At 67.2% G+C, this 20,180-nt stretch carries 22 protein-coding genes; 7 read left to right on the top strand and 15 right to left on the bottom strand.

Annotated features, from left to right (window positions below; translation table 11 throughout):
• Both NF876_RS24390 and NF876_RS24385 read left to right on the top strand, forming a co-directional pair.
• Positions 1-370: peptidoglycan-binding domain-containing protein (locus tag NF876_RS24390; RefSeq protein WP_262271050.1), on the top strand; the 370-nt coding region annotated here is incomplete at its 5' end.
• Positions 370-711, top strand: a complete 342-nt coding sequence (locus NF876_RS24385; protein ID WP_262271049.1) for a DUF1491 family protein — start codon at positions 370-372, stop codon at positions 709-711. The genes NF876_RS24390 and NF876_RS24385, both read left to right, overlap by 1 nt.
• Before the next feature lie 131 nt (positions 712-842).
• Here NF876_RS24385 and NF876_RS24380 read toward each other — a convergent pair whose 3' ends face one another.
• From NF876_RS24380 to NF876_RS24365, 4 genes are all read right to left on the bottom strand, one after another.
• Positions 843-1,889, bottom strand: coding sequence for an aldo/keto reductase (locus NF876_RS24380; RefSeq protein WP_262271048.1), 1,047 nt, complete (start codon positions 1,887-1,889; stop codon positions 843-845).
• 4 nt (positions 1,890-1,893) lie between these two features.
• Positions 1,894-3,114: a multidrug effflux MFS transporter gene (locus NF876_RS24375; RefSeq protein WP_262271047.1), complete on the bottom strand. Its 1,221-nt coding sequence runs from the start codon at positions 3,112-3,114 to the stop codon at positions 1,894-1,896.
• Positions 3,115-3,251: 137 nt separating this feature from the next.
• A complete protein-coding gene (locus NF876_RS24370) occupies positions 3,252-3,824 on the bottom strand; it encodes a TetR/AcrR family transcriptional regulator (protein WP_262271046.1) in 573 nt (190 codons plus the stop codon).
• Positions 3,825-3,984: 160 nt separating this feature from the next.
• Positions 3,985-4,569 carry a carboxymuconolactone decarboxylase family protein gene (locus tag NF876_RS24365; protein WP_262271045.1) on the bottom strand — a complete coding sequence of 195 codons (585 nt, stop codon included), beginning with the start codon at positions 4,567-4,569 and terminating at the stop codon, positions 3,985-3,987.
• A gap of 824 nt (positions 4,570-5,393) precedes the next feature.
• Between NF876_RS24365 and NF876_RS24360 the strand changes: the two genes are divergently transcribed.
• Positions 5,394-5,597 (top strand): hypothetical protein, encoded by a 204-nt coding sequence (locus NF876_RS24360; RefSeq protein ID WP_262271044.1) that lies wholly within the window; start codon positions 5,394-5,396, stop codon positions 5,595-5,597.
• Between the two features lie 32 nt (positions 5,598-5,629).
• Here the strand turns inward: NF876_RS24360 and NF876_RS24355 are convergent, their stop codons facing one another.
• The 4 genes from NF876_RS24355 to NF876_RS24340 are packed head-to-tail and all read right to left on the bottom strand — an operon-like array spanning position 5,630 to position 9,582.
• Positions 5,630-6,139 (bottom strand): GNAT family N-acetyltransferase, encoded by a 510-nt coding sequence (locus tag NF876_RS24355; protein WP_262271043.1) that lies wholly within the window; start codon positions 6,137-6,139, stop codon positions 5,630-5,632.
• A 4-nt stretch (positions 6,140-6,143) separates the two neighbouring features.
• Positions 6,144-6,707: a DUF1254 domain-containing protein gene (locus NF876_RS24350; protein ID WP_262271042.1), complete on the bottom strand. Its 564-nt coding sequence runs from the start codon at positions 6,705-6,707 to the stop codon at positions 6,144-6,146.
• Positions 6,704-7,354 (bottom strand): DUF1214 domain-containing protein, encoded by a 651-nt coding sequence (locus NF876_RS24345; RefSeq protein WP_262271041.1) that lies wholly within the window; start codon positions 7,352-7,354, stop codon positions 6,704-6,706. Before NF876_RS24345 ends, NF876_RS24350 begins: the two co-directional genes overlap by 4 nt.
• Before the next feature lie 20 nt (positions 7,355-7,374).
• Positions 7,375-9,582 (bottom strand): transglycosylase domain-containing protein, encoded by a 2,208-nt coding sequence (locus tag NF876_RS24340; protein WP_262271040.1) that lies wholly within the window; start codon positions 9,580-9,582, stop codon positions 7,375-7,377.
• A 347-nt stretch (positions 9,583-9,929) separates the two neighbouring features.
• On the opposite strand from NF876_RS24340, the gene NF876_RS24335 reads away from it, so the two are divergent.
• The 3 genes from NF876_RS24335 to NF876_RS24325 all read left to right on the top strand — a co-directional run bounded on the left by NF876_RS24335 (position 9,930) and on the right by NF876_RS24325 (position 12,583).
• Positions 9,930-10,433, top strand: coding sequence for a YcgN family cysteine cluster protein (locus NF876_RS24335; RefSeq protein WP_262271039.1), 504 nt, complete (start codon positions 9,930-9,932; stop codon positions 10,431-10,433).
• A gap of 513 nt (positions 10,434-10,946) precedes the next feature.
• Positions 10,947-12,338 carry a M10 family metallopeptidase gene (locus NF876_RS24330; RefSeq protein WP_262271038.1) on the top strand — a complete coding sequence of 464 codons (1,392 nt, stop codon included), beginning with the start codon at positions 10,947-10,949 and terminating at the stop codon, positions 12,336-12,338.
• A 23-nt stretch (positions 12,339-12,361) separates the two neighbouring features.
• On the top strand, positions 12,362-12,583 hold the full coding sequence (locus tag NF876_RS24325; RefSeq protein ID WP_262271037.1) for a hypothetical protein: 222 nt from the start codon (positions 12,362-12,364) through the stop codon (positions 12,581-12,583).
• A 328-nt stretch (positions 12,584-12,911) separates the two neighbouring features.
• Here NF876_RS24325 and NF876_RS24320 read toward each other — a convergent pair whose 3' ends face one another.
• The 7 genes from NF876_RS24320 to NF876_RS24290 form a co-directional block, all read right to left on the bottom strand.
• Positions 12,912-13,259, bottom strand: a complete 348-nt coding sequence (locus NF876_RS24320; protein ID WP_262271036.1) for a hypothetical protein — start codon at positions 13,257-13,259, stop codon at positions 12,912-12,914.
• A 281-nt stretch (positions 13,260-13,540) separates the two neighbouring features.
• Complete coding sequence (locus NF876_RS24315; RefSeq protein ID WP_262271035.1) at positions 13,541-14,596, bottom strand: AI-2E family transporter; 1,056 nt, start codon at positions 14,594-14,596, stop codon at positions 13,541-13,543.
• A 434-nt stretch (positions 14,597-15,030) separates the two neighbouring features.
• Positions 15,031-15,345, bottom strand: coding sequence for a glycine zipper domain-containing protein (locus tag NF876_RS24310; protein ID WP_262271034.1), 315 nt, complete (start codon positions 15,343-15,345; stop codon positions 15,031-15,033).
• A 71-nt stretch (positions 15,346-15,416) separates the two neighbouring features.
• Positions 15,417-16,022: a DUF2939 domain-containing protein gene (locus tag NF876_RS24305; RefSeq protein WP_262271033.1), complete on the bottom strand. Its 606-nt coding sequence runs from the start codon at positions 16,020-16,022 to the stop codon at positions 15,417-15,419.
• Between the two features lie 162 nt (positions 16,023-16,184).
• Positions 16,185-17,273 (bottom strand): TRAP transporter substrate-binding protein, encoded by a 1,089-nt coding sequence (locus NF876_RS24300; protein ID WP_262271032.1) that lies wholly within the window; start codon positions 17,271-17,273, stop codon positions 16,185-16,187.
• Positions 17,274-17,434: 161 nt separating this feature from the next.
• Positions 17,435-17,686: a hypothetical protein gene (locus tag NF876_RS24295; protein WP_262271031.1), complete on the bottom strand. Its 252-nt coding sequence runs from the start codon at positions 17,684-17,686 to the stop codon at positions 17,435-17,437.
• A 117-nt stretch (positions 17,687-17,803) separates the two neighbouring features.
• Positions 17,804-18,010, bottom strand: a complete 207-nt coding sequence (locus tag NF876_RS24290) for a hypothetical protein (protein ID WP_262271030.1) — start codon at positions 18,008-18,010, stop codon at positions 17,804-17,806.
• Positions 18,011-18,199: 189 nt separating this feature from the next.
• On the opposite strand from NF876_RS24290, the gene NF876_RS24285 reads away from it, so the two are divergent.
• Positions 18,200-19,231 carry an endonuclease/exonuclease/phosphatase family protein gene (locus NF876_RS24285; RefSeq protein WP_262271029.1) on the top strand — a complete coding sequence of 344 codons (1,032 nt, stop codon included), beginning with the start codon at positions 18,200-18,202 and terminating at the stop codon, positions 19,229-19,231.
• Positions 19,232-20,180: the final 949 nt, after the last annotated feature.

The following is a 20,180-nucleotide window of genomic DNA, read 5'->3' as shown; positions in this document are numbered from 1 at the left end:
GGCGGCGCCTCCGCCGGCGCGGGCCCCGCAGGCCTCCGCTCCCGCCGCGCCGGTCGCGGCTGCGCCCGCGCCCGCCGGCCCCGTGCGCAGCGCCGCGCGCGATCCCATCGCCGACATGATCCGCATGGGCGGCCCGGTGCCGGTCCCGCCCGGCAATGTGGGCCGGGCCGACCAGGGCGACGTGATCCTGGCCGGCCAGCGGGCCCTGGCGCGGCTGGGCTACAGCGTGAAGGTGGACGGCCTGATGGGCTCGGGCACGCGCCAGGCCATCGAGCGCTTCGAGCAGGACCGCCGGCTGCCGGTCACGGGCGAATGGAACGCCAGGACAATCCGCGAGCTCTCCGCCGCGTCCGGCATCGCGGTCCCGTAATGTCCCGGCTTCGCTCGGACTTCTGGGTCTCCGCCTATCTGCGCCGGTGCTCGGTGGAGGGGGTCGACGCCGCCCTGCGCAAGCGCGGCGCCGCCGAGGCCGGGGCGATCTTCGTGAAGGTCGACCGGCTCGACGGCACGGCGAGCCTCTACGGCCCCGCCCCGCAGCTCTTCCTCGACGAGAGCGGCGAGCGCCTGTTCTCGCCGATCCTGGAGGCCGTGATGCCCCTCGACGTGGAGGAGCGCATGGCCCGCGAACTCCGGTTCGACCCGGACCTCTGGCTGGTCGAGGTTGACGACCGGGCCGGGCGCCACTTCCTCGACCTTGCGGCGGACGCTTAGAGCATCGGACGTGAAAAGTGGACCCACTTTTGGGATCGATTCCGATGCTCCACTCTTGGCTGGCGCATCGTTCTTCGCGGACCCGAAGGGCCACGCCAGTGAAAACCGGGTCCACTTTTCCGCACGATGCGCTAGGCGACCGGCAGGGCAGGCAGGTCGAGGCGGTCGAACTGTCCGCCGGCGCTGCGCTGCTGCGTGGCTGGGTCCTGGAGCATCGTGTAGGGGAAGACCGGCGGCAGCGCGCTGACCTGGTCGAGCCGCGCGATCTGATCGGGCGTCAGCCTGAGATCGGCCGCGGCAAGGTTGCTCTCGAGCTGGGCCACGGTGCGGGGGCCGATGATGGGCAGCGCGCCCTTGGCCGCCACCCAGGCGATGGCGACCTCGCCCGGCGTGACGCCGAGGTCTTCGGCGACGGCGAGAACCGCGTCGAGCACCGCGCTGCGCTGGGCGGAGTTCTCGGCCTGGAACACCTTGCCGCCGAAGCCCTGCGCCCGTCCCGTCTCGCCCTTGCGATACTTGCCCGTCAGCATGCCGCCGCCGAGCGGCGACCAGGCGACGAGGCCGAGGCCGAGCGCCTGGGCGGCCGGGATGAGCTCCTGCTCGGTCGTGCGCTCCACCAGGCTGTGCTCGACCTGGAGGCCCGCGATGGGCAACGTTCCGCGCAGTTCCGCGATCGTGGCCGCGCGGGCCACGCGCCAGGCCGGGAAGTCCGAGAGGCCCGCGTAGAGGATCTTGCCGGACCGCGCGAGATCGTCGAAGCCGCGCACGATCTCCTCGACCGGCGTGACGCCGTCCGAGTAATGCGCCCACAGGAGGTCGATGCGATCGGTCTTCAACCGCCTCAGGCTCGCCTCCACGGAGGCGATCATCGCCTTGCGGCTGTTGCCGGTGACCAGGATGCCGTCCTTCGGATCGGCGCGCTGGGTGAACTTCGTCGCCACGACGAAATCGTCGCGCCGTCCCTGCAGCAGGTCGCCCAGGATCTCTTCCGACTGGCCGAACTGGTAGCTGTCCGCCGTGTCGATGAAGTTGCCGCCCGCCTCCGCATAGGCGTCGAAGATGCGGCGGGCTTCGGCGGGCTCCGTGCCGTGGCCCCACCGGGTGCCGAAATTGCCGGTGCCGAGAACGAGCTCGGACACGCGAAGGCCCGTGTGCCGGCCGAAGAGTTTGTAGCGCATGACGTCAGGCCTTTCGGTGCGTGGGATGAAAGATCAGGAGGGCGAGAGCCGAGCCGCCGGTCAGGATGACGCCGAGCGCGCCGGTCGCCGACAGGGGCAGGGACGTGGTCAGGGCGGTGCCCAGCGCCGCGCAGGCCATCTGCAGGAAGCCGAGCAGGGCAGAGGCCAGCCCGGCCTGCCGCCCGAACGGGTGCAGGGCGATGGCCGTGCCGAGCGGATTGACCAGCCCCATGCCGAGCAGGAACACCGTGATCGCCGCGGCGAAGCCCGGAAAGGTCGGCGCCGCGCTCGCCGCAAGGAGCAGGGCGCCGCTGAGAAGCGCCAGGACGATGCCGAGCGTCGCGATGGAGCGCGCTCCCCACTTCTGGGCCAGGCGCGGGGCCAGCAGCCCGCCGGCGAAGACCACGAACACCGTCGCGGCGAAGAACAGGCCGAGCTGCAGCGGGGAGAGGCCGAGGCTCAGGATCAGGATTGCGGGCGCCGCCGCGAAGAAGGCGTAGAGCCCGCCGACGACGAGGCTCACCGCGAGGGCCGGGAGGACGAAGCGCAGGTCCGCCAGAAGCCCGCCGTAGTCGCGCATGGTGGCGCCCAGGGAGGCGGCGGCGCGGCGATCGGCCGGATGGGTCTCGCCGGCTCCCATCGCGTAGCAGAGCGCGAGCAGGGCGGCCAGGGCTCCCACCACGAGGAAGGCGGCGCGCCAGCCGAACTGTGCGTCCAGCGCGCTGCCGAGCAAGGGGGAGAACCCGGGCGCGGCCGCCATGGCCACCAAGGTCAGCGACAGGGCCCGCGCCAGCGTTTCGCCGTCGAAGAGATCCCGCGCGATGGCGCGGGAGAGGACGGACGACGCGCAGACGCCGAGGGCCTGAACGACCCGCCCTGCGATCAGCACCGGGAAGCTTTCGGCTCCCGCGCCGACGGCACTGCCGACGATGAAGACCGTCAGGCCGCCGAGCACGAACCATCTCCGGCCGAAGCGGTCGGACAGGGGGCCGACGAACAGCTGTCCGACCGCGAAGGCGATGAAGAAGCTCGAAAGCGTCAGGCCGAGATCGCGGGGCGGAACATGCAGCGCCGCCGCGATGGACGGAAAGGACGGCAGGATGATGTTGGTGGACAAGGCCCCGATGGCGGCGAGTCCCGCCAGAAGGGCCAGCAGGCCGGGCGTCAGCCTGCGCGCGGCAGCGGGCGTGGCCGCATCGGCCGGTAACGTCTCGATGAGGGACACGGGCGTTCTCCTGCGGGGTTCAGGGCACGATGCGCTCAAGCATCCGGCGTGTCATCGAACTCACGCCCGATGCTTGAGGCTTTTGTTTTGGAGCATCTTTTCGCGCAAAACCGGTTCCCACTTTTGCGCCCGATGCTCTAGGCCGACCGCGCGATGTCTCCGGCAGCCGCCGAGAGAATCCGGCGGGACAGATCCTCGTCGCCGACCGCGCGCGACAGGACCAGCGCGCCGACCAGGGTCGACAGGGCGGCGATGGACTTCTCACGCCGATCCTCGCCCGGCGCCGCCGGCACGATTGTGTCGAGCAGCTCGAGATAGCCCTCGATGCCCTCCTTGAAGGCGGCCTGAAGCTCGGGCGAGGACCGGGGCGCATCCGCGCCGAGCGCCGCCAGGGCGCAGCCCTCGCCGCGGTGGTCCCGATGAACGTCCGACAGATAGAAGCGCGCGAGAGCCTCCAGCTTTTCCTGCGGCGCGTCGGCGAGCACCTGGGCCCATCTGTCCCGGTTCCTGGACAGGGCCCGGCGGCTCGCCTGAACCTTGAGGTCTTCCTTGGACCTGAACTGACCGTAGAAGCCGCCGTGGGTGAGGCCGGCCTCCTTCATCAGGTCGGCGACGCCGATCCCATCGAAGCCGCGCTCCCGGAACAGGCGGCTCGCCCCATCGATCACCTGCTCACGGTTCCTGTCCGCCTGTTTCCGACTGACCCTCATTGGACCTCTCCCGCCTGGAAGGTGCGAAGAATATATGATGATCGACATCTCAATGCAATGATAAATGTTGACCATCATATAAAATAGCCTGGCCTGTGCGCGCGCCGTCCCAGGCCGGCGCCCTCATGCCCGGAACGGCCGGCGAGATCGCGGTTCCGGATCAGACCGGACGGCCGACGCTCATGGTCGCGCGGAATTCGGCATCGTCGTCGATGAACACAGGCTCGGTGCCAGCGCCCATCGCATCGAAGAAGCGGCTGACGAAGCAGCGGAAGGCCGCGCACAGGGCGATGTCGCAGATCTGCTGGTCGGAGAACCCCACGCCGCGCAAGCGGCCGATGTCGGCCGGGGTGATCCGGGACGCCTCCCGGACGACCTTCTCGGCATAAGCCAGCATCTCGACGTCCCGGTCCGGCAATCCTGCGGCGCGGAAGTCCCACTGAACCGCCAGGACGGCCTCCTTCGAGCCGAGATCGTCGATGAGCTGCCTGCTGTAGACATGGGAACAATAGGTCGACGGGATGTGCTTTGCGGCGATCAGCGTGATCAGCCGCCATTCCCGCAGCCCGAGCGAGAAACCGGCGCGGATCCGGTCGGAGAAATCCGTGTAGATCGGCAGGAGGTCCGGCCGAGCCGTGAAGCATTTCGCGGCCTCCATGACGAAACCGAGCTGCGCTTTCTGCCTCTCGTAGATTTCCGCGACCTGGCCGGTGGCTTGCTCTTCCTCGATCGTGCGCAGGTACATCCAACCCTCCGGGCAGACCGCCGATGCAAGCAATCTAGAGCATCGGGCGTGAAAGGGGACCCGGGCCGGCCCGCCTGCGTCCGCACGATGCGCTCGGCGCCTCTCGGATCGGGATCACCGGGACGGGCCCGGCGATGACAGAGGGAGCATGAGACACCCGGCTCGCACGACCCTCCCACGTCATGGCCGGCCTTGTGCCGGCCATCCCAATCCGGCGAGGCGCGGCGTTCCCAACAATCGAGATCACCGGCACAAGGCCGGTGATGACGTGGAGAGGTGGGACAGGCGAGTCACAACACCCTCCACACGTCATGGCCGGCCCTGTGCCGGCCATCCCGATGCGGTGAGGCGCCGCGCTCCACCGGATCGAGATCACCGGGACGAGCCCGGTGATGACGTGGGAGGGTTGTGTGAGCGGGTGATGATACCCTCCGCACGTCATGGCCGGCCTCTTGCCGGCCATCCCGATGCGGAGAAGCGCCGCGCCTCAAACAATCGGGATCACCGGCACAAGGCCGGTGATGACGTGGAGAAGGTGGTAAGGGCCGGCGACAACACCCTCCACACGTCATGGCCGGGCTTGTCCCGGCCATCCCGATCCGATGCTCTCGGAGCCCTTCCTCAGCGCATGTTCAACGGGAGCCGGCCAGGGGGTTTTTAGGCATCCTCCCCCGGGAACAGAAGCGCGGCCGTGATTGTTGTTTTCATGTCAGGGCGAGGGATTTTCTGAAGTGCCGAGCCCCGCGGAAACGAACTGTTAACCATAGGTCACTTTTTGTGAGTCAGTCATAGAGGCAGCCAGTGGCACGATAGAGGAGGGCACAATGCGAGACGTCTGGACCAGATCACCGGGAATGGTGATCGCCTTTCCGGGTCATGCCGAGCGTCCACAGCGCCCCGTCCTGTCCCCCGACGAGCCTCGAGGCGAGATCCTTCTCTTCACCGGCGTGCGCTACGAGCGGCCTTCTCCCAATCCCGGCCCGTCCCATCCGGTGGCCTCCAACAGCCCTGGACGTCGCCGCTCGTAATCCATCCTGATGTCCATGACGACGAGGCGCCGTCAGGCGCCACGCGACGGGCTTGCCAGAGGGTGCATCATGAGCACCGCTTCCGGCCCGTAGCTCGCAAGTTTCGCCGTCAGGCTCCCTGCGGCCAGCACGCGAAAACCAGCTTTCTCCCAGAACGTCCGAGACCCGTTGACGGCGACGAGCGACAGGTTGTCGAGGCCTGCCTCGCGCGCCTGCGCGATCAGCCTGTCCGTCACCTGCGCGGCGTAGCCCCTGCCGCGCGCGGTCGGCAGCAGCGCCACGTCGTGGATGTAATAGGTCGTCGGGCTCGACGGGAGTTCCCCGAGCAGCCTGTTCAGCCGCGGCGGCTCCCCCAGGTGCCAGGGATGGGTGAGCGCGTAGCCGATGACCTGCGCATCCTCGGTCAGCACGAAGCACCCGGACGGGTAAAGGCGCTGGCGTTCGGCCAGCACGGCCCGGTCTTCCGGGTGGTCCACGTGGATTGCGTCCGCGAGAACCTGCACCTGGGCGAGATCCCCGGGCGTCATGAGGCGCCAGGGCACGGGATCAGGGGTCCTGCTCGGCCGTGCAGGACACCGCCTTGGCCGCGTCCTCGGCCTGGGGTCGCAGGCTCGGGCTCGGCGCCGCCACGCGGACGATCACGAAACCCTGCTGTTCCGGAGCGACGATCCTCACGTCGCGCGATGGATCGTTCTCGTCTTCGGCCGCGCGGGCCTCGTCGAGCTGGCGGGCCGTCATGGCGACGATCTCCAGCTCGCCCCGCACGGCGGCGCGGTCCGTGACGGCGAAGAACACGCCGCCGGATTCCTTGTGGAACGAGAAGGACAGCGGGAGCGATCCGGTCCGGGCCGCGATGCGCATGGGGCCGTTGCGCAGGTCGAACGCGCAGGTCGCGACGGCGACCGCCGGATCGGGGCGCGGCAGCCAGGTGTTCTCGCCGCCCGGCGCGCTGATGATCTGCGCCTTGTCGGCCGTCAACGTGCCCTGCACCTTGCCGAAGGCATCCTGTTCGGCAAGGTACGGGCTCGCGAGAATGGCCGCGATATGGACGCCCGCGGCGATCACGATGCCGCACAGGGTGGCGATGAGGAAGCGACCGAAGCCTCTCATGATCCGCACCCCAGGCGCTGGATGACGGGAAAATCCACCTCTTCCAGGTTGGCGCCGGCGGCCCCCGGGGGATCGTATAGCCGCAGGGCGACCGCGAAGGATCCCGATGCGGGAAGCTGGAGCCAGTTGCCGGGCTGGAGCGTGCGGGACAGGACGATGCTGAACCGGTCCTGACTGTCCCGCAGCACCTCGGCCGAGGTGAAGCTCCGGCGTCCGAGCTCGGTCACCGGGAGCCGCCCGTCTCCGTCGTAGAGGGTGAGCGTCCAGAGGCGCGCGACCGGGGCCAGGGACCCGACCGCGTAGGTGCAGGCCGAGTCGAACGGCATGCCGTCGCTGTCGGTGCGGGCGGTGAAGCCCAGGCCCTCGCCGGTGGCCAGGGGAATGTCGCCGCGCCGGGCGAGGATTGCGCGCATGTAGGGATCCGCCTCGGGCGATCCGAGCTTCGGCCAGGCCTGCCAGGGGCCGAGCCGCAGGCTTCCGAACGGCGGGTCGCCGTTGATGGCCCAATAGGCCGAACCCAGCCCGAGCCCCAGCCCCAGAACGAGCGCGTAGACGACGAGGAAGGCGGTCGGGACCCGTCTGACGGTCACGGACGATCCGGAGGGCGATGGCGCGCGCAGGGACGCGGCCGGAGGGGCGTTCGTCAAGGGAGCCTCGGTCTGCATCGTTACGGCATGGCCACTTGGCGGCGGCCATCGACCGCGGAGCTGCTCGGCGTCTCGGGCGCCTTGCCCATGGTGGCGGAGCGGTCGATCGACTTGAACAGGGTGCCGATGCCGCCCAGGACCTCATAGGACTTGCGGGAGAGCGTGCCGGCCAGGAAGGCCTGCGTCGGAGCCTGCGCCTGATCGGCCGCCGGCCCCTTGGCGGAGGCCACCCGCGAGGCATTGGCCGGGCTCGCGCCCGGGATGGGGCGGATCTCCAGGTTCTGGTGAGCGACGCCCATCACTTCGTGCCATGTCATGGCCGGAAGGGTACCGCCGGTCATCTCGTTCATCGGGCTCGAATCGTCGTTGCCGTACCAGACGCTGGCGACCAGGTTTCCGGTGAAGCCCACGAACCAGGCGTCCTTGTAGCCGTTCGTGGTGCCGGTCTTGCCCGCGACCGGAATGCCTTCGAGCGCCGCGCGCTTGCCTGTGCCTTCCTCGACCACCTTGTTGAGCATGAAGTTCATGTCGTTGACCACGCGGATGTCGAGAACCTGCTTGGGCGGCGTATCCCGGTCATGACGGTAGATGACCTCGCCCGACGAGTTGCGGACCTCCCAGGCGGCATAGGGATCGGCGCGCTTTCCGCCATTGGCGAAGACCGCGTACGACGCCGCCATGTCGATCGGGGTGACCTCGGCCGCCCCGATGGGCAGCGAGCTCGAATCCGTCAGCGGGTGGGTCAGGCCCATGCGCTTGGCCGTGTCGATGATCACCGCCCGGCCGGCCTTGGCATTGCCCTTGCCGATCTCGAGCGACATCCGGACCGGGATCGAGTTGATCGATCGGGCCAGGGCCGAGACCAGGGGCATGGAGCCCGAGAAGGAGCGGCCGTAGTTCTGCGGGCACCAATTGCCCAGACAGATCGGCTGGTCGACGACGATCGAGTTGGGGCGCAGTTTCGGATTGGTGGTCAGAGCGGCCGCATAGACGAAAGGCTTGAAGGACGAACCGGGCTGGCGCAGGCCGGCCGTGGCGCGGTTGAACTGGCTCTGGCCGTAATCCCGCCCGCCGACGATCGTGCGCACGGCCCCGTCCACGTCCATGACCACGATCGCGCCCTGGCCGGCCTTGTACTGGCGGCCGTGCTGGCGAAGCATGTTCTCCAGGGTCTCTTCCGTATGCCGCTGAAGGGCCGTGTCGAGGGGCGTCTTCACGATCAGCACGCGCTCGTGGCCGAACTTCTTCTGAGCGGCCAGGGCCTTGACCTGGTCATAGGCCCAGTCGAGGTAAAAGTCCGGAGTCGTCTCGCGCTCCCGGTTCACCGGCGTCGCAGGGTTCCGCCGCGCCGTCTGGATCTGGCCTTCGGTCAGGAACCCGGCCTCGACCATGTTGCGCAGGACCTCGTTCGCCCGGGCGCGGGCGGCGGGCAGGTTCACGTGCGGGGCGTATTTGGTCGGGGCCTTGAACAGGCCGGCCAGCATGGCGGATTCCGCCAGGGTCAGCTCCTTGGCGGGTTTGCCGAAGTAATAGTCGGCCGCCGCCACGACGCCATGGGCGCCGCCGCCCATATAGGCCCGGTCGAGATAGAGCTTGAGGATCTCGTCCTTGGTCAGGTGGAACTCCAGCCACACCGCCAGGAAGGCTTCCTTGATCTTGCGTTCCAGGGAGCGCTCGTTGGTGAGGAAGAGGTTCTTGGCCAATTGCTGGGTGATCGAGGAGCCGCCCTGCACCACGCCGCCGCCCTGGGCATTCACCAGGACGGCCCGGAAGGTGCCGATCGGATCGATGCCCCAGTGGTCGTAGAAGCGCCGGTCTTCCGTCGCCAGCGCGGCCTTGATCATGTAGTCCGGGAAATCCTCGAGCTTGTAGGAATCGTCCAGGTGCAGGCCGCGCCGCCCGACCTCCTGACCGTAGCGGTCGAGGAAGGTGACGGCGAGATCCTGGGTCTTGAGCCAGTCATCCTCGGTTTCGCGGAACGCCGGCAGGGCGAGCGCCAGCATGACGACGGCGCCCAGGGAGCCCAGGGTCGTGGCCTCGCTGGTCAGGTCCAGGACGACCCGGAGGGGCCCACGGAACCGCAGGCCCTTCATCTTCTCCGAGTACCAGCCCCAGGCGCCCGCCAGTCCGCGCCCGCTCTGAAACAGCGCGGAATTGAGCCACGCGTCGAACCAGAGCGCCGCGCGCTTGATCCGCGTCGTCAAGGGGATGGGAGGCTGCTGGCTCACGGCGGTCCTTTGGGCAGTCAGGAACTGACATGCCTCGATTATGATCTTCGAATTCCCTAGAGCATCGGCCCCGAAAGTGGAATGCACTTTCGGGCTGCGGCCGAGGCTCGACCCTCTCGGCAGCGCCTCGCGCGGTGCGGCAGGCCCGGTCCCCTTCGTGCTGACGCGGACGTCCCGTTCGGCTCGATACGCTGGCGGCAACGCCGAAGCGTGGCGCTGCCGATATATATAACTCAGAACCTTGTTTGTAGGTTCACGGAGATTTACCTCTTCGGAAGTAAGGGCGGGCTGCCTTGCGGTTTAGCCCCTTCCTTCAAACCGCCTCAAAGAGACGTCAGACCGCCCCCATGCCAAATGCCGCACCCGTCATTCGCCCTCTGCCGGAGGAGCAGCCCTTCTGGCGCGTGAAGCCGCTCGAAGCCATGAGCCTCGACGAATGGGAGAGCCTGTGCGACGGCTGCGGGCGCTGCTGCCTCGTGAAGCTCGAGGACGAGGACACGGCCGAGGTGATGTACACGGACGTGGGCTGCACCCTTCTCGACGACCAGACCTGCCGCTGCCGGGACTATCCGAACCGTCAGGCCAAGGTGGCCGATTGCGTCCGACTGACGCCTCAGGCGGTGCGCAGCCTCTCCTGGCTGCCGGAGACCTGCGCCTATCGTCGTCTCGCCGAGGGGCACGACCTCTCCTGGTGGCATCCGCTCGTCTCGGGCGATCCGGAGACGGTGCACGCGGCCGGGATCTCGGTCCGCGACCGGGTCGCCGGACCGGAGGAGGAGTTCACGATCTCCGAACTGCTCGAGCGCATCACCGACTGGCCGATGGAAGATCCGAGCGTCAGGAACGGCTGAGCGCCCGGCGACCGCGCGGAGGACCCTGCCGTCCTGCGTCGGGCGGGCGGTTCATCCGGCCGGACAAAATGTCGCAGATCCGGTCTTCGGAAGCCCGTGGCCCGCTGCGGTGCGCAGGAAGCGCTCGGCGTTCCAGACCATCGAGATCACCGGGACGAGCCCGGTGATGACGGGGAGGGTGTGGGTGTGCCGGCTCGCACCACCCTCACACGTCATGGCCGAGCTTGTCCCGGCCATCCCGATCCGAAAAGCGCCGCGCCTCTCAGAAGCGGGATCACCGGCACAAGGCCGGTGATGACGTGGTGCGTGTGTGACCCGGTGATGACGGGGAGGATGGGACAACCGGGCCCGGGCGCCCGCGTTCGTCGGCACGGGACCCGGTTCTACCCCTTTAGAGTCGCCGCCATCTCTTTCGGGTAATTGCCACGGTCGCGCCCAACGGCAAACCTGACCGACCCCGCAACAGGTCTGATCCCGTTATTCTTCAGAATAATTTCCGAACAGGGTGGTTATATGCCTGCTATTGCTTCTTACGGCATGACTGGAAATGCGTATATCGATGGTGTTCTCGGCGGATTTAAATGGGCTTCCAGCAGTTTAACCTATAGCTTTCCCGCAAATGGCTCCTACTACGGAAATTCTTACGGGACAGCGGAGAATATTACGAATTTCGGCAGCCTCAGTGCAGTTCAGCAGACGACGGCGCGCAATGCCCTGAAGGCCTATGCCGCCGTCGCGAACCTGACCTTCACCGAGAGCAGCGAAACGGCGACGCAGCATGCCGACATCCGCTTTGCCATGTCGGACAAGACCGAATCCGCCTGGGCCTACCTGCCCAATACGGCGGCGGAAGGCGGAGATGTCTGGTTGAACAGCTCGAACGGCTATTTCACCAGCCCCGTGAAGGGCAACTACGCCTTCATGGTGTTCCTGCACGAGCTCGGGCACGCGCTCGGGCTCGAGCACACGCATGAAGGCAACGTCATGCCGCAGGACCGGGACTCGCTGGAATATACCGTCATGAGCTACCGCTCCTATGTGGGGGCCTCGACCACGGCAGGCTACACGAACGAGACCTGGAGCTATGCGCAGTCGCCGATGATGTACGACATCGCGGCCATGCAGCAGATGTACGGGGCGAACTACGCCACCAATGGCGGCAACTCGACCTATGCGTGGAGTCCGACGACGGGAGAGATGTCCATCAACGGCGTCGGCCAGGGGAGGCCGGGCGCCAACAAGGTGTTCCTCACGATCTGGGACGGCGGCGGAAACGACACCTACGACCTGTCCGGCTATACGACGAACCTCACGGTCGATCTCCATCCTGGCCAATGGACCAAGACGTCCACGGCTCAACTGGCGAAACTGAATTGGGACGCCACGAAGATCGCCGCCGGAAACATCGCCAATGCCTTGCTCTATCAGGGCGACGGCCGGTCGCTCATCGAGAACGCCATCGGCGGATCGGGCAACGATTCCCTGACCGGGAACAACGGCGCCAACGGGCTCAAGGGCGGTGCCGGATCGGACAAGCTGTACGGGCTCGAAGCCGGCGACTCGCTCGACGGCGGCGCCGGCGCCGATACCCTGTCCGGAGGTGCCGGCGCGGACATCTTCGATTTCAACGCCGTCAAGGATTCCCTTCCGGGCGCGCGGGATACGATCCAGGACTTCCTGCCGGGCTCGGATCGCATCGATCTGCGCACCATCGATGCCAACACGGCGGTCGGCGGGGATCAGGCGTTCGTGTTCATCGGCGCCAAGGCGTTCACGGGCGAGAGCGGACAGCTGGCCTTCTCCGGCGGCGTGCTCTCGGGGGACGTCAACGGCGACAGGATCGCGGATTTCCGCATCAACGTCGCGGGAATCACGGCGCTCGCCGCCACCGACTTCATTCTCTGACGGCCGTTCGCGGAGGCCCGCCGATGAGCGAGTGGATCGACTTCGACCGATGGCCCGGCTGCCGGCAGCTGGAGCGGCCCGGCTTCGTGTTCGAGGTCAGGAACGGGGAGGGGCGCAGCCTGCTGACCACCTGCTCCGTTCCTCTCCAACTGCCATTCGACTGGACGTCGCCCCCCGTGCGGTTCCGCCTCGTGGAGGCGCCGAAGCCGCGCCACTCCGATCCGGTTCCGAAACCGCAGATCTGAGAAGGCCGGGAGGCCGGCCATGCCGATCCGGCGAGGCGCGGCGCCTCTCGCATCGGGATCACCGGGACAGGCCCGGTGATGACGTGGTGTGTGTGTGGTCCGGTCCTGCCACCCTCCCCACGTCATGGCACCCTCCGCCCTTCCTGCCCCCCTCCGCACGTCATGGCCGGCCTTGTGCCGGCCATCCCGATACGGAGAAGCGCCGTACCTCAAACAATCGGGATCACCGGGACAAGCCCGGTGATGACGCGGAGAGTGGGACAAGCCCGGTGATGACGAAGGGGTGCCCATCCGGCCGAGCGGTCAAGACACGGTCCCGGACGATGCTCTACTGGGCGGCTTTCCGGCGACGTGACGTCAGGGTCGGGCTCGTTCCCTGGGCGACCTGCAGGCAGGTGAGCATGTCCACATAGCTGGGCGTCCCGCCGATCTGCGCCTCCTGCCCGCAGGTCGCACGCGTGCCCTCCGGGGCGGTGCTCCAGATGTCCCGGAGCTGGCGTTCCGCCGCCGTTTCGTCCCGCATGCAGCTCTCGTAGGGGTTCGTATCCTGAGGGGTGAGGGGCTGAGCCTCCTTGCAGGTCGCCTCCACGTTGAAGCGGGGGAGCTGCTGCGCGGCGGCAGGCAGGCCCGACACGAGTCCGAACAGCACCAATATCCCGACCGACGACGCCCTCATGCCAGCCTCCTTCCCATGGGGTCCCCGCCGGACCCCGGTCGCGATCGCTCACCCCTGGACGCGAGACCAGGGTTCGACCTGCATGGCGGGCCAGGCGCGGAGCGCGCAGGATCTCGTTCCGCCGCGTAGAAGCTCGCCATAGTCTAAGGCGCAGGCTCAGGCTCTCAAGGGCTCAGGCTCTCAAGGGCTCAGGCTCTCAAGGGCTCAGGCTCTCAAGGGCTCAGGCTCTGGGGATTCCGGGCCCGTGCGACCAGGGCGGCCGTGAGCCCGTGCGTGGACCATCACCCGTGCGAGCCGACCTCCTGCCGGGCGTCGCCGCCGGGCTCGCCCGGAACGTCCGTGGGCTCCCCGAGCGTCTCGCGCACATAAAGCTTCTTCACCAGCACATAGGTGACCACGGCCAGGGGGAAGCCGAAGATCAGCCCCAGGGTGCCGAACAGGACGCTTCCGATCAGGATGGCGAACAGCGCCAGGGCCGGAGGGATGCTGATCACCCGTCGCGCCACCAGCGGGAAGATCACGTTGCCCTCGATCTGCTGAATGGCGATCACCGCGACCACGGTCCAGAGCGCCGCCTCGCCGCTGACGCTGAAGGCGATCAGGACGGCCGGCAGCGCTCCCAGGATGGGCCCGAGAAACGGGATGAAGTCGGCCATGCCCGCGATGAGGCCGAGCGCAAGCGCGGAGGGCAGGCCGATCAGCCAGAACGCGATGGTCGACAGCACCGCCACGCAGCTCATGGCGATCAGCTGCGAGGTCAACCACAGCTTCAGGGCTTGGCCGGAGGCCTGCAGGGAGCTTTCGACCCGCCCATGGTGCTTCACGGGAAACAGCTTGACCAGACCTTGACGGTAGACGCGCGGCGCGGCCGCGATGTAGAGGCCCGCAATCACCACCAGGATGAAGTCCGCCAGCCCGTCCAGGATGGCGCCGCCGATCCCGGCGAGCCGCGCGGCCATTCCGCCGGTCGGCGCCTGGCTCACGATCTCCGAAAGATCGTCGCTGACGGGCCCGACGCCGAGCTGCTTGCTGAAATTGTCGATCGCCGAAGGCAGCTGCTCGACCACGTTGGAGAACTGAGCCCGGACCTGGGTGCCGAACAGCGCGATGATGCCCAGGAACAGGATGAAGATGAGCAGACCGGCGACGGTCAGGCTCCAGCGGCCGGGGACCCTGAGAAAGCGCTCGAGAGCGTCCGAGGCCGCATGCAGCAGAATGGCCACCAGAACGGCCCCGAAGGCGAGAAGAAGCACGTCCGACAGCTTCCACAGGAGCAGGGCGAGCGCCCCGATCCCCAGGACGATCAAGGTCTTACGGACGAATTGCGCATCGTCCATGCGGCCCCATCCGGAACGGTCCTGATCCTTCATCGTTTACGCCTCACGCTGTCCGTTGTGACAATCGAGGGGGCGAGGCTCGGTTCCCTCCCGCGCTAGAGGCGTAGATCAAAGTTATTTCAGACTACATCCTTGTGGTTCCGCGAGAGCTGTTTGCGCAGTTTCGTAGTACGGCGGAACGTATTTCAATGTTACCAGTTATCGTGCCATGGAGGGATTCATATGACTTCGCAGGTCATCTGTTTTATTCTTGGCACTGTTTTTCCGCTCGCGATGGTGGGGTGGTTATTCATCCACTGACGGGTGTTTTGAAGAGGTTGTTCATCGCCGAGGAATGCTGTGAGGAATGCTTTGGGATTGTTTTAGTCCCGCGTAGCGAGAAGCCCGCCTGGGGAACCAGACGGGCTTCTCGGCATCTCGGACCGACGTCGCCGCTATCGAACGACGTCCGTGCAGGCCTGATTGCCGGAGGCGTCCACCGTGCATGTCCGCTGCCGGACCGACCCGGTCGTTGCGGCATCGGGGACCACGACGACGGCCGGGGCGTTCTGCATCTTGGCGTTCTGCTCGGCGAGACCGCCCGCGATGCCGCCGACCCCCGCGCCGACGACCGCGCCCACCGGACCGCCGATGATGGCACCCGTCACGGCACCGGTTGCGACGCCCGCAGCCGTGCCTTCCTGCGCAGAGGCAAGTTGAGGCATGATCAACAGGGAGGCTGCGGCGATTCGGAAAGCAATCTTACGCATCACTTTGTCCTTCATCAGATCATCGTCTGACTGGGAACGCTCATGTTACGCTCAAGGTTCCAGCATTAGCCTTAAAGCTTGGGCCTAGACTTCGTCGCGGCGCTCGCGCGCTTGATCAATTCTTCCCGAAGCGGCTCGGGAAGTTCGATTCCCGTCAGGCGCCAAGTGGTGCCGCTCAGGCGCAGGGTGATCCTGAACTGACGCTCCTTCGGCTCATCGGGCGGGAGCGGGATGGTGACCGATCGGAAGCCTTGGGATTCCGAAAAGAGGAAGGTCCGCCACCCTTTTTCGAGCGAAGAGGCATCGAAGCCGACGGGGAAAAACAGGGCGCCGGTGCCCTGTGGCCCGGCGACCTGCTGCAATTGTCCGTCGTCGAGAAGGTCGATGACCGCCTGCGGCGTGATGAGTTGCTCGAGGACCGGGTTGAGGACGGCGGTGCCGGCCTGCGCGGCCGCCTGCTGGCCAAGCCCGTCGAGGTCCTGGCTCTTCAGATACTCGCCCAGGATCTGCCGGGCCAGGGAGGCGCGCAGCGCATTGAAGTTCACCCGCTCGGTGATCCGGGCGACGTCCCGTGCTTCGACGGCCTTCGAGAGGTCGTAGAGCGCGACGAAGGGGGAGACCATGAAGATCGCCCAGGCGAGGAAAAGAAGGAAACTGATCCGGAACGTCCAACGCATCGTCTGTAGCCGACCCCTTGATACTCACGCGATGGCCCAACGTCCGGCGAGGCGCGAGCGCTCGAGATCCGTTGCCGCGAGGGTGTTATCTGGGCACGACGCGGGCGAGAAAAAAGGGCGGCCTCTCGGCCGCCCCTCGTCACGGTCATGGCTCCGGACGGATCAGCCGCGGGCGCGGGCGCGGATCATGAAGGTGTCGTAGGCGTATTCGGCCACCTGGAACCAGAGATACTCTTCGTTCCGGAACGCCTTGACCGCATCGACGACCTTCTTGAAGTCCGCGTTCTTGGCCGAGACCTCGTCGAAGACCTCGTTGGTCGCCTTGTAGGCGGCTTCGAGGATTTCCTGCGAGAACGGACGAAGCTGCGTGCCGGCCCCGAGGAGGCGGCGCAGGGCGGCCGGGTTGCGGGCGTCGTACTTGGCCAGCATGTCGTTGTTGGCGTAGGCGGCCGCCGTCGTCAGGATGGCCTGATACGATTTCGGGAGTTCCTTCCACTTGCCCTGATTCACGAACAGGTGGATCGCCGGTCCGCCTTCCCAGAAGCCCGGATAATAGTAGTACGGGGCGACTTTCGAGAAGCCGAGCTTCTCGTCGTCGTAGGGGCCGACCCACTCGGCGGCGTCGATGGTGCCGCGCTCGAGAGCCGGGTAGATGTCGCCGCCCGGGATCTGCTGCGGCACCGCGCCGAGCTTCTGCAACACCAGGCCGGCGATGCCCGCGATGCGCATCTTGAGGCCCTGCAGGTCCTGGACGGTCTTGATCTCCTTGCGGAACCAGCCGCCCATCTGCACGCCGGTGTTGCCCGCCGGCATGCCGTAGAGGTTGAACTTGGCGTAGAACTCGTTGAGCAGATCGTTGCCGCCGCCCTGGTAGAGCCAGGCGTTCATCTGACGGGCGTTCAGGCCGAACGGCGCCGCCGTCCCGAGGGCGAAGGTCGGATCCTTGCCGAAATAGTAGTAGGAGCAGGTGTGCCCCAGCTCGACCGTGCCGTTGCCGACCGCGTCGGCGATCTGCGGCTGCGGGACGATTTCGCCCGCCGCGAAGGGCTGGATCTGGAACTTGCCGTCCGTCGCCTCCGAGACGTATTTCGCGATCACTTCGGCGGCGCCGAAGATGGTGTCGAGGGATTTGGGGAAGCCCGATTGCAGGCGCCACTTGATCTCCGGCATCGACTGGGCGATCGCCGGGGCGGCCACCGCGGTCGCGGCGGCGCCGACCGTTGCGGCCTGCAGGAACTGACGACGTTTCATTGCTTTTTTCCCTCTCTGGCTCGTGACTTCTGTCACTTGCGGCCACTTGACACTAAATCCCGCTCCCTCCGCAAGAAGCCTGGCGGTACTATCGACTAATGATCTATGCGCCGGTCCCTCAGGGCCTTGATCTTGCTCGGGAAAGGTGCGGGGCGCGCCCGTCAGCGCCGGCGCCGGGCGGCGCTCGCCGCGCCGCGCTTCGTCCAGGGCATGATGCGGCGCGGGCCCAGGGCGGTTTCGAGGGTCGCCCAGGCGACGAAGTCGCGAGGGGCGGCCGGGCCGCCGATCGCGTCGGGCGGCTCGGCTTCGTGCCGGCATCGCCCCGCCGCGTCGCTCGCCGTGTCGCTCATGGCGACGCCATGGTCGCCGCGCGGGTCGGGTTCGCAGGAGGCCGGAGGGTGAGGGTCGGGCATGGTCATGCCGGAAGGATTAGCACGACCCGATACGAATGCAACGATTTATCGTAGCGACGGCTGAAGAAACGCCGGTGCCGCCATGGTCGGGCCGCCGCTCGCGGCACGGGCGGCCGGTCAGGCTTCAGGGGTCGGAGATCTCTTGTCGAGGGGCGAGCCCTTCGGGATGCTGAAGACCTCCGCGGCGCAGACCAGGGTGAACAGGGCCACGACGCCGCCGATCTCCGCCAGGCTCACAAGAGCCGAGGACAGGGCCGAAGCGAGGTCGCCGACATAGACGAATGCGCCCACGACGAGCGCAACAACAGCAGCCCAAAAGATCATGGGCTTCCTCCCCGGCAAGGCTTGATGCGCACACATAACGGACTTCGCCTAAAAAAGTTCCTAAGGGACGCGCTGAAAAATTCCTGAATCAGGACCGTCCGGCCGGCGGCGGCGCGCCCTATCTGGCCAAAAACCGAGATCATCACCGAGATCATCGCCGAGATCATCGTTGTCAGAGGCCCGCGCATCATGGGGTCCGTCGTCGACAGGGTCGTGCCGCATCTCCCGGCTCCCGAAGAGACCGTCCTGGAGGAGGCCCGCGCCGCATCCCGGCGCGGGCCGGATGCGCATGGGCGCCTGCTGCGGCGGATCCCGGCCTTCGCGGCGATCGAGCAGCGCCCGCCCGACCGCGTCCGGGCCTGTCCGGCGATTCTGCGGATTGCGGCCTTCAACAGCGAGCGCCTCGGAAACCGGCCGGCGACCCGCTTCCTCCTGGAGCAGGCCGGCGCCGATCTCGCGCTCCTGAGCGAGGTCGATTGCGGCATGGCGCGCTCGGGCAACACGCACAATCTGCGCGACCTCACCGCGACCGGCCGCGAGGGCTATCTCTTCGGCGCCGAGTTCGTGGAGCTCGATCTCGGCGACCGGGGCGAGATGCGCGCGCATGCGGGCGAGCGCAACGTCGCAGGCCTCCACGGCAACGCCATCGTGACCGGCCTTGCCCTCGAGGCGCCCCACCTCATCCCGCTGGAGGCGGGAGGCCTGTGGTTCTCCGGCTTCGAGGGCGCGCAGAGGCGGATCGGCCGGCGCATGGCGCTCGCCGCCCGCGTGGGCGATGCGCCGCTCCCCCTCTGGGTCGTGAGCACCCACCTCGAAAGCAAGACCGATCCGGCCGACCGGCAGCGGCAGATCCAGGCCCTGCTGAAGGCGCTCGACGCCATCGCGCCCGATGCGCCCTGCGTGATCGGCGGCGACTTCAACACCAAGGCCCTGCCGCGGTCCGAGGACGAGCGTCATCTGCTCCTCGATGCGCCGGATCGATACGAGCCCCTCTTCGGCGATCTCGCGCAAGCGGGCTTTGCCTGGACGGGCGCCAATCTCGCGCGCCCGACGCAAACGCCGGAGCCGAAGAACAAGCACGCGCCGCCCTTCGGCAAGCTCGACTGGATCGTGGCCCGCGGGCTCGCGGTCGCGAATCCGCGGATCGTCCCGGCCGTCGACCGGGAGGGCAGGGCGGTGTCGGATCACGAGATGATCGCCGTGGACGTGAGGCTCCCCTGACGGAGCGCTCTCCTGTCATCCGACGATGGCCAGGGCTGCCCTTCAGACGATCGGGATGGCCGGGACGAGCCCGGCCATGACGTGTGGAGGGTGTTCGCACCGCCTCACACAACCCTCCACGTCATCACCGGGCTCGTCCCGGTGATCCCGATTGGACGAGCGCCGCGGCCTCGGAATGATCGCCGGTCGGTGCCGGGCAGGAATTCCCATGCCGAATGCCGCCATTCCGACGCCGCATGGAACCGAATCGGGGTTTCCCGTTAATTGGCCACTTGTTCCGATTTCGGTCCCCGAATCCTGTGACATTATCCTTTAATTCCTGGCCTTTCCGGAACATCCGCGAACGCTCCCTAGCTCCGACTCGTCGCCACGCCCGTCCCACCCTTCCCCGCCATCACCGCTCTCACCACCCTCCCACGTCATCACCGCTCACACCACCCTCCCACGTCATCACCGGCCTTGTGCCGGTGATCCCGATTGTTTGAAGCGCCGCGCCCCACCGATAGGGATGGCCGGCACAAGGCCGGCCATGACGTGCAGGGTGTCGGTCCGACTATGGGATGGCCGGGACAGAACTGACCATGGCGGGGAGGGCGGCGCCCTTGGAACGCCCTGTCCCCCTTGACAGCGCCACGCTGCTAGAGTACAAAACGTGAACACTGATGAAGTGTGAATCAGGCCCCCGCATTCACCGCTCGGTGCAACCTCCGCCGCTCAAGCGCCCCCGCTTGGGCGGTTTTTTATGGGCGTCCTCCATCCTCCGCACGTCATCACCGGCCTTGTGCCGGTGATGACGTGCGGAGGGCGCGGTGGCCGGCACGAAGCCTTCGAGAAAAAACGCCCCAGCCGAAGGAGGGTGTTCACGCACGCATCGGCCGGGGCACCGTGACTCCCGTAGGGGCAAGAGATGGAGCCACAACCGTTAAGGTAAGCGGTGCGCCGCGATGCT

The organism is Microvirga yunnanensis (assembly GCF_025460875.1).
This window is presented reverse-complemented; position numbering and strand designations above follow the sequence as displayed.

What these genes read in the sequence shown, in the direction of transcription:
- NF876_RS24385 (WP_262271049.1), top strand. Translation starts at nt 370, where the DNA reads ATGTCCCGGCTTCGCTCGGACTTCTGGGTCTCCGCCTATCTGCGCCGG.
- NF876_RS24380 (WP_262271048.1), bottom strand. Translation starts at nt 1,889, where the DNA reads ATGCGCTACAAACTCTTCGGCCGGCACACGGGCCTTCGCGTGTCCGAG.
- NF876_RS24370 (WP_262271046.1), bottom strand. Translation starts at nt 3,824, where the DNA reads ATGAGGGTCAGTCGGAAACAGGCGGACAGGAACCGTGAGCAGGTGATC.
- NF876_RS24365 (WP_262271045.1), bottom strand. Translation starts at nt 4,569, where the DNA reads ATGTACCTGCGCACGATCGAGGAAGAGCAAGCCACCGGCCAGGTCGCG.
- NF876_RS24360 (WP_262271044.1), top strand. Translation starts at nt 5,394, where the DNA reads ATGCGAGACGTCTGGACCAGATCACCGGGAATGGTGATCGCCTTTCCG.
- NF876_RS24350 (WP_262271042.1), bottom strand. Translation starts at nt 6,707, where the DNA reads ATGAGAGGCTTCGGTCGCTTCCTCATCGCCACCCTGTGCGGCATCGTG.
- NF876_RS24335 (WP_262271039.1), top strand. Translation starts at nt 9,930, where the DNA reads ATGCCAAATGCCGCACCCGTCATTCGCCCTCTGCCGGAGGAGCAGCCC.
- NF876_RS24330 (WP_262271038.1), top strand. Translation starts at nt 10,947, where the DNA reads ATGCCTGCTATTGCTTCTTACGGCATGACTGGAAATGCGTATATCGAT.
- NF876_RS24325 (WP_262271037.1), top strand. Translation starts at nt 12,362, where the DNA reads ATGAGCGAGTGGATCGACTTCGACCGATGGCCCGGCTGCCGGCAGCTG.
- NF876_RS24320 (WP_262271036.1), bottom strand. Translation starts at nt 13,259, where the DNA reads ATGAGGGCGTCGTCGGTCGGGATATTGGTGCTGTTCGGACTCGTGTCG.
- NF876_RS24315 (WP_262271035.1), bottom strand. Translation starts at nt 14,596, where the DNA reads ATGGACGATGCGCAATTCGTCCGTAAGACCTTGATCGTCCTGGGGATC.
- NF876_RS24310 (WP_262271034.1), bottom strand. Translation starts at nt 15,345, where the DNA reads ATGCGTAAGATTGCTTTCCGAATCGCCGCAGCCTCCCTGTTGATCATG.
- NF876_RS24305 (WP_262271033.1), bottom strand. Translation starts at nt 16,022, where the DNA reads ATGCGTTGGACGTTCCGGATCAGTTTCCTTCTTTTCCTCGCCTGGGCG.
- NF876_RS24300 (WP_262271032.1), bottom strand. Translation starts at nt 17,273, where the DNA reads ATGAAACGTCGTCAGTTCCTGCAGGCCGCAACGGTCGGCGCCGCCGCG.
- NF876_RS24295 (WP_262271031.1), bottom strand. Translation starts at nt 17,686, where the DNA reads ATGCCCGACCCTCACCCTCCGGCCTCCTGCGAACCCGACCCGCGCGGC.
- NF876_RS24290 (WP_262271030.1), bottom strand. Translation starts at nt 18,010, where the DNA reads ATGATCTTTTGGGCTGCTGTTGTTGCGCTCGTCGTGGGCGCATTCGTC.
- NF876_RS24285 (WP_262271029.1), top strand. Translation starts at nt 18,200, where the DNA reads ATGGGGTCCGTCGTCGACAGGGTCGTGCCGCATCTCCCGGCTCCCGAA.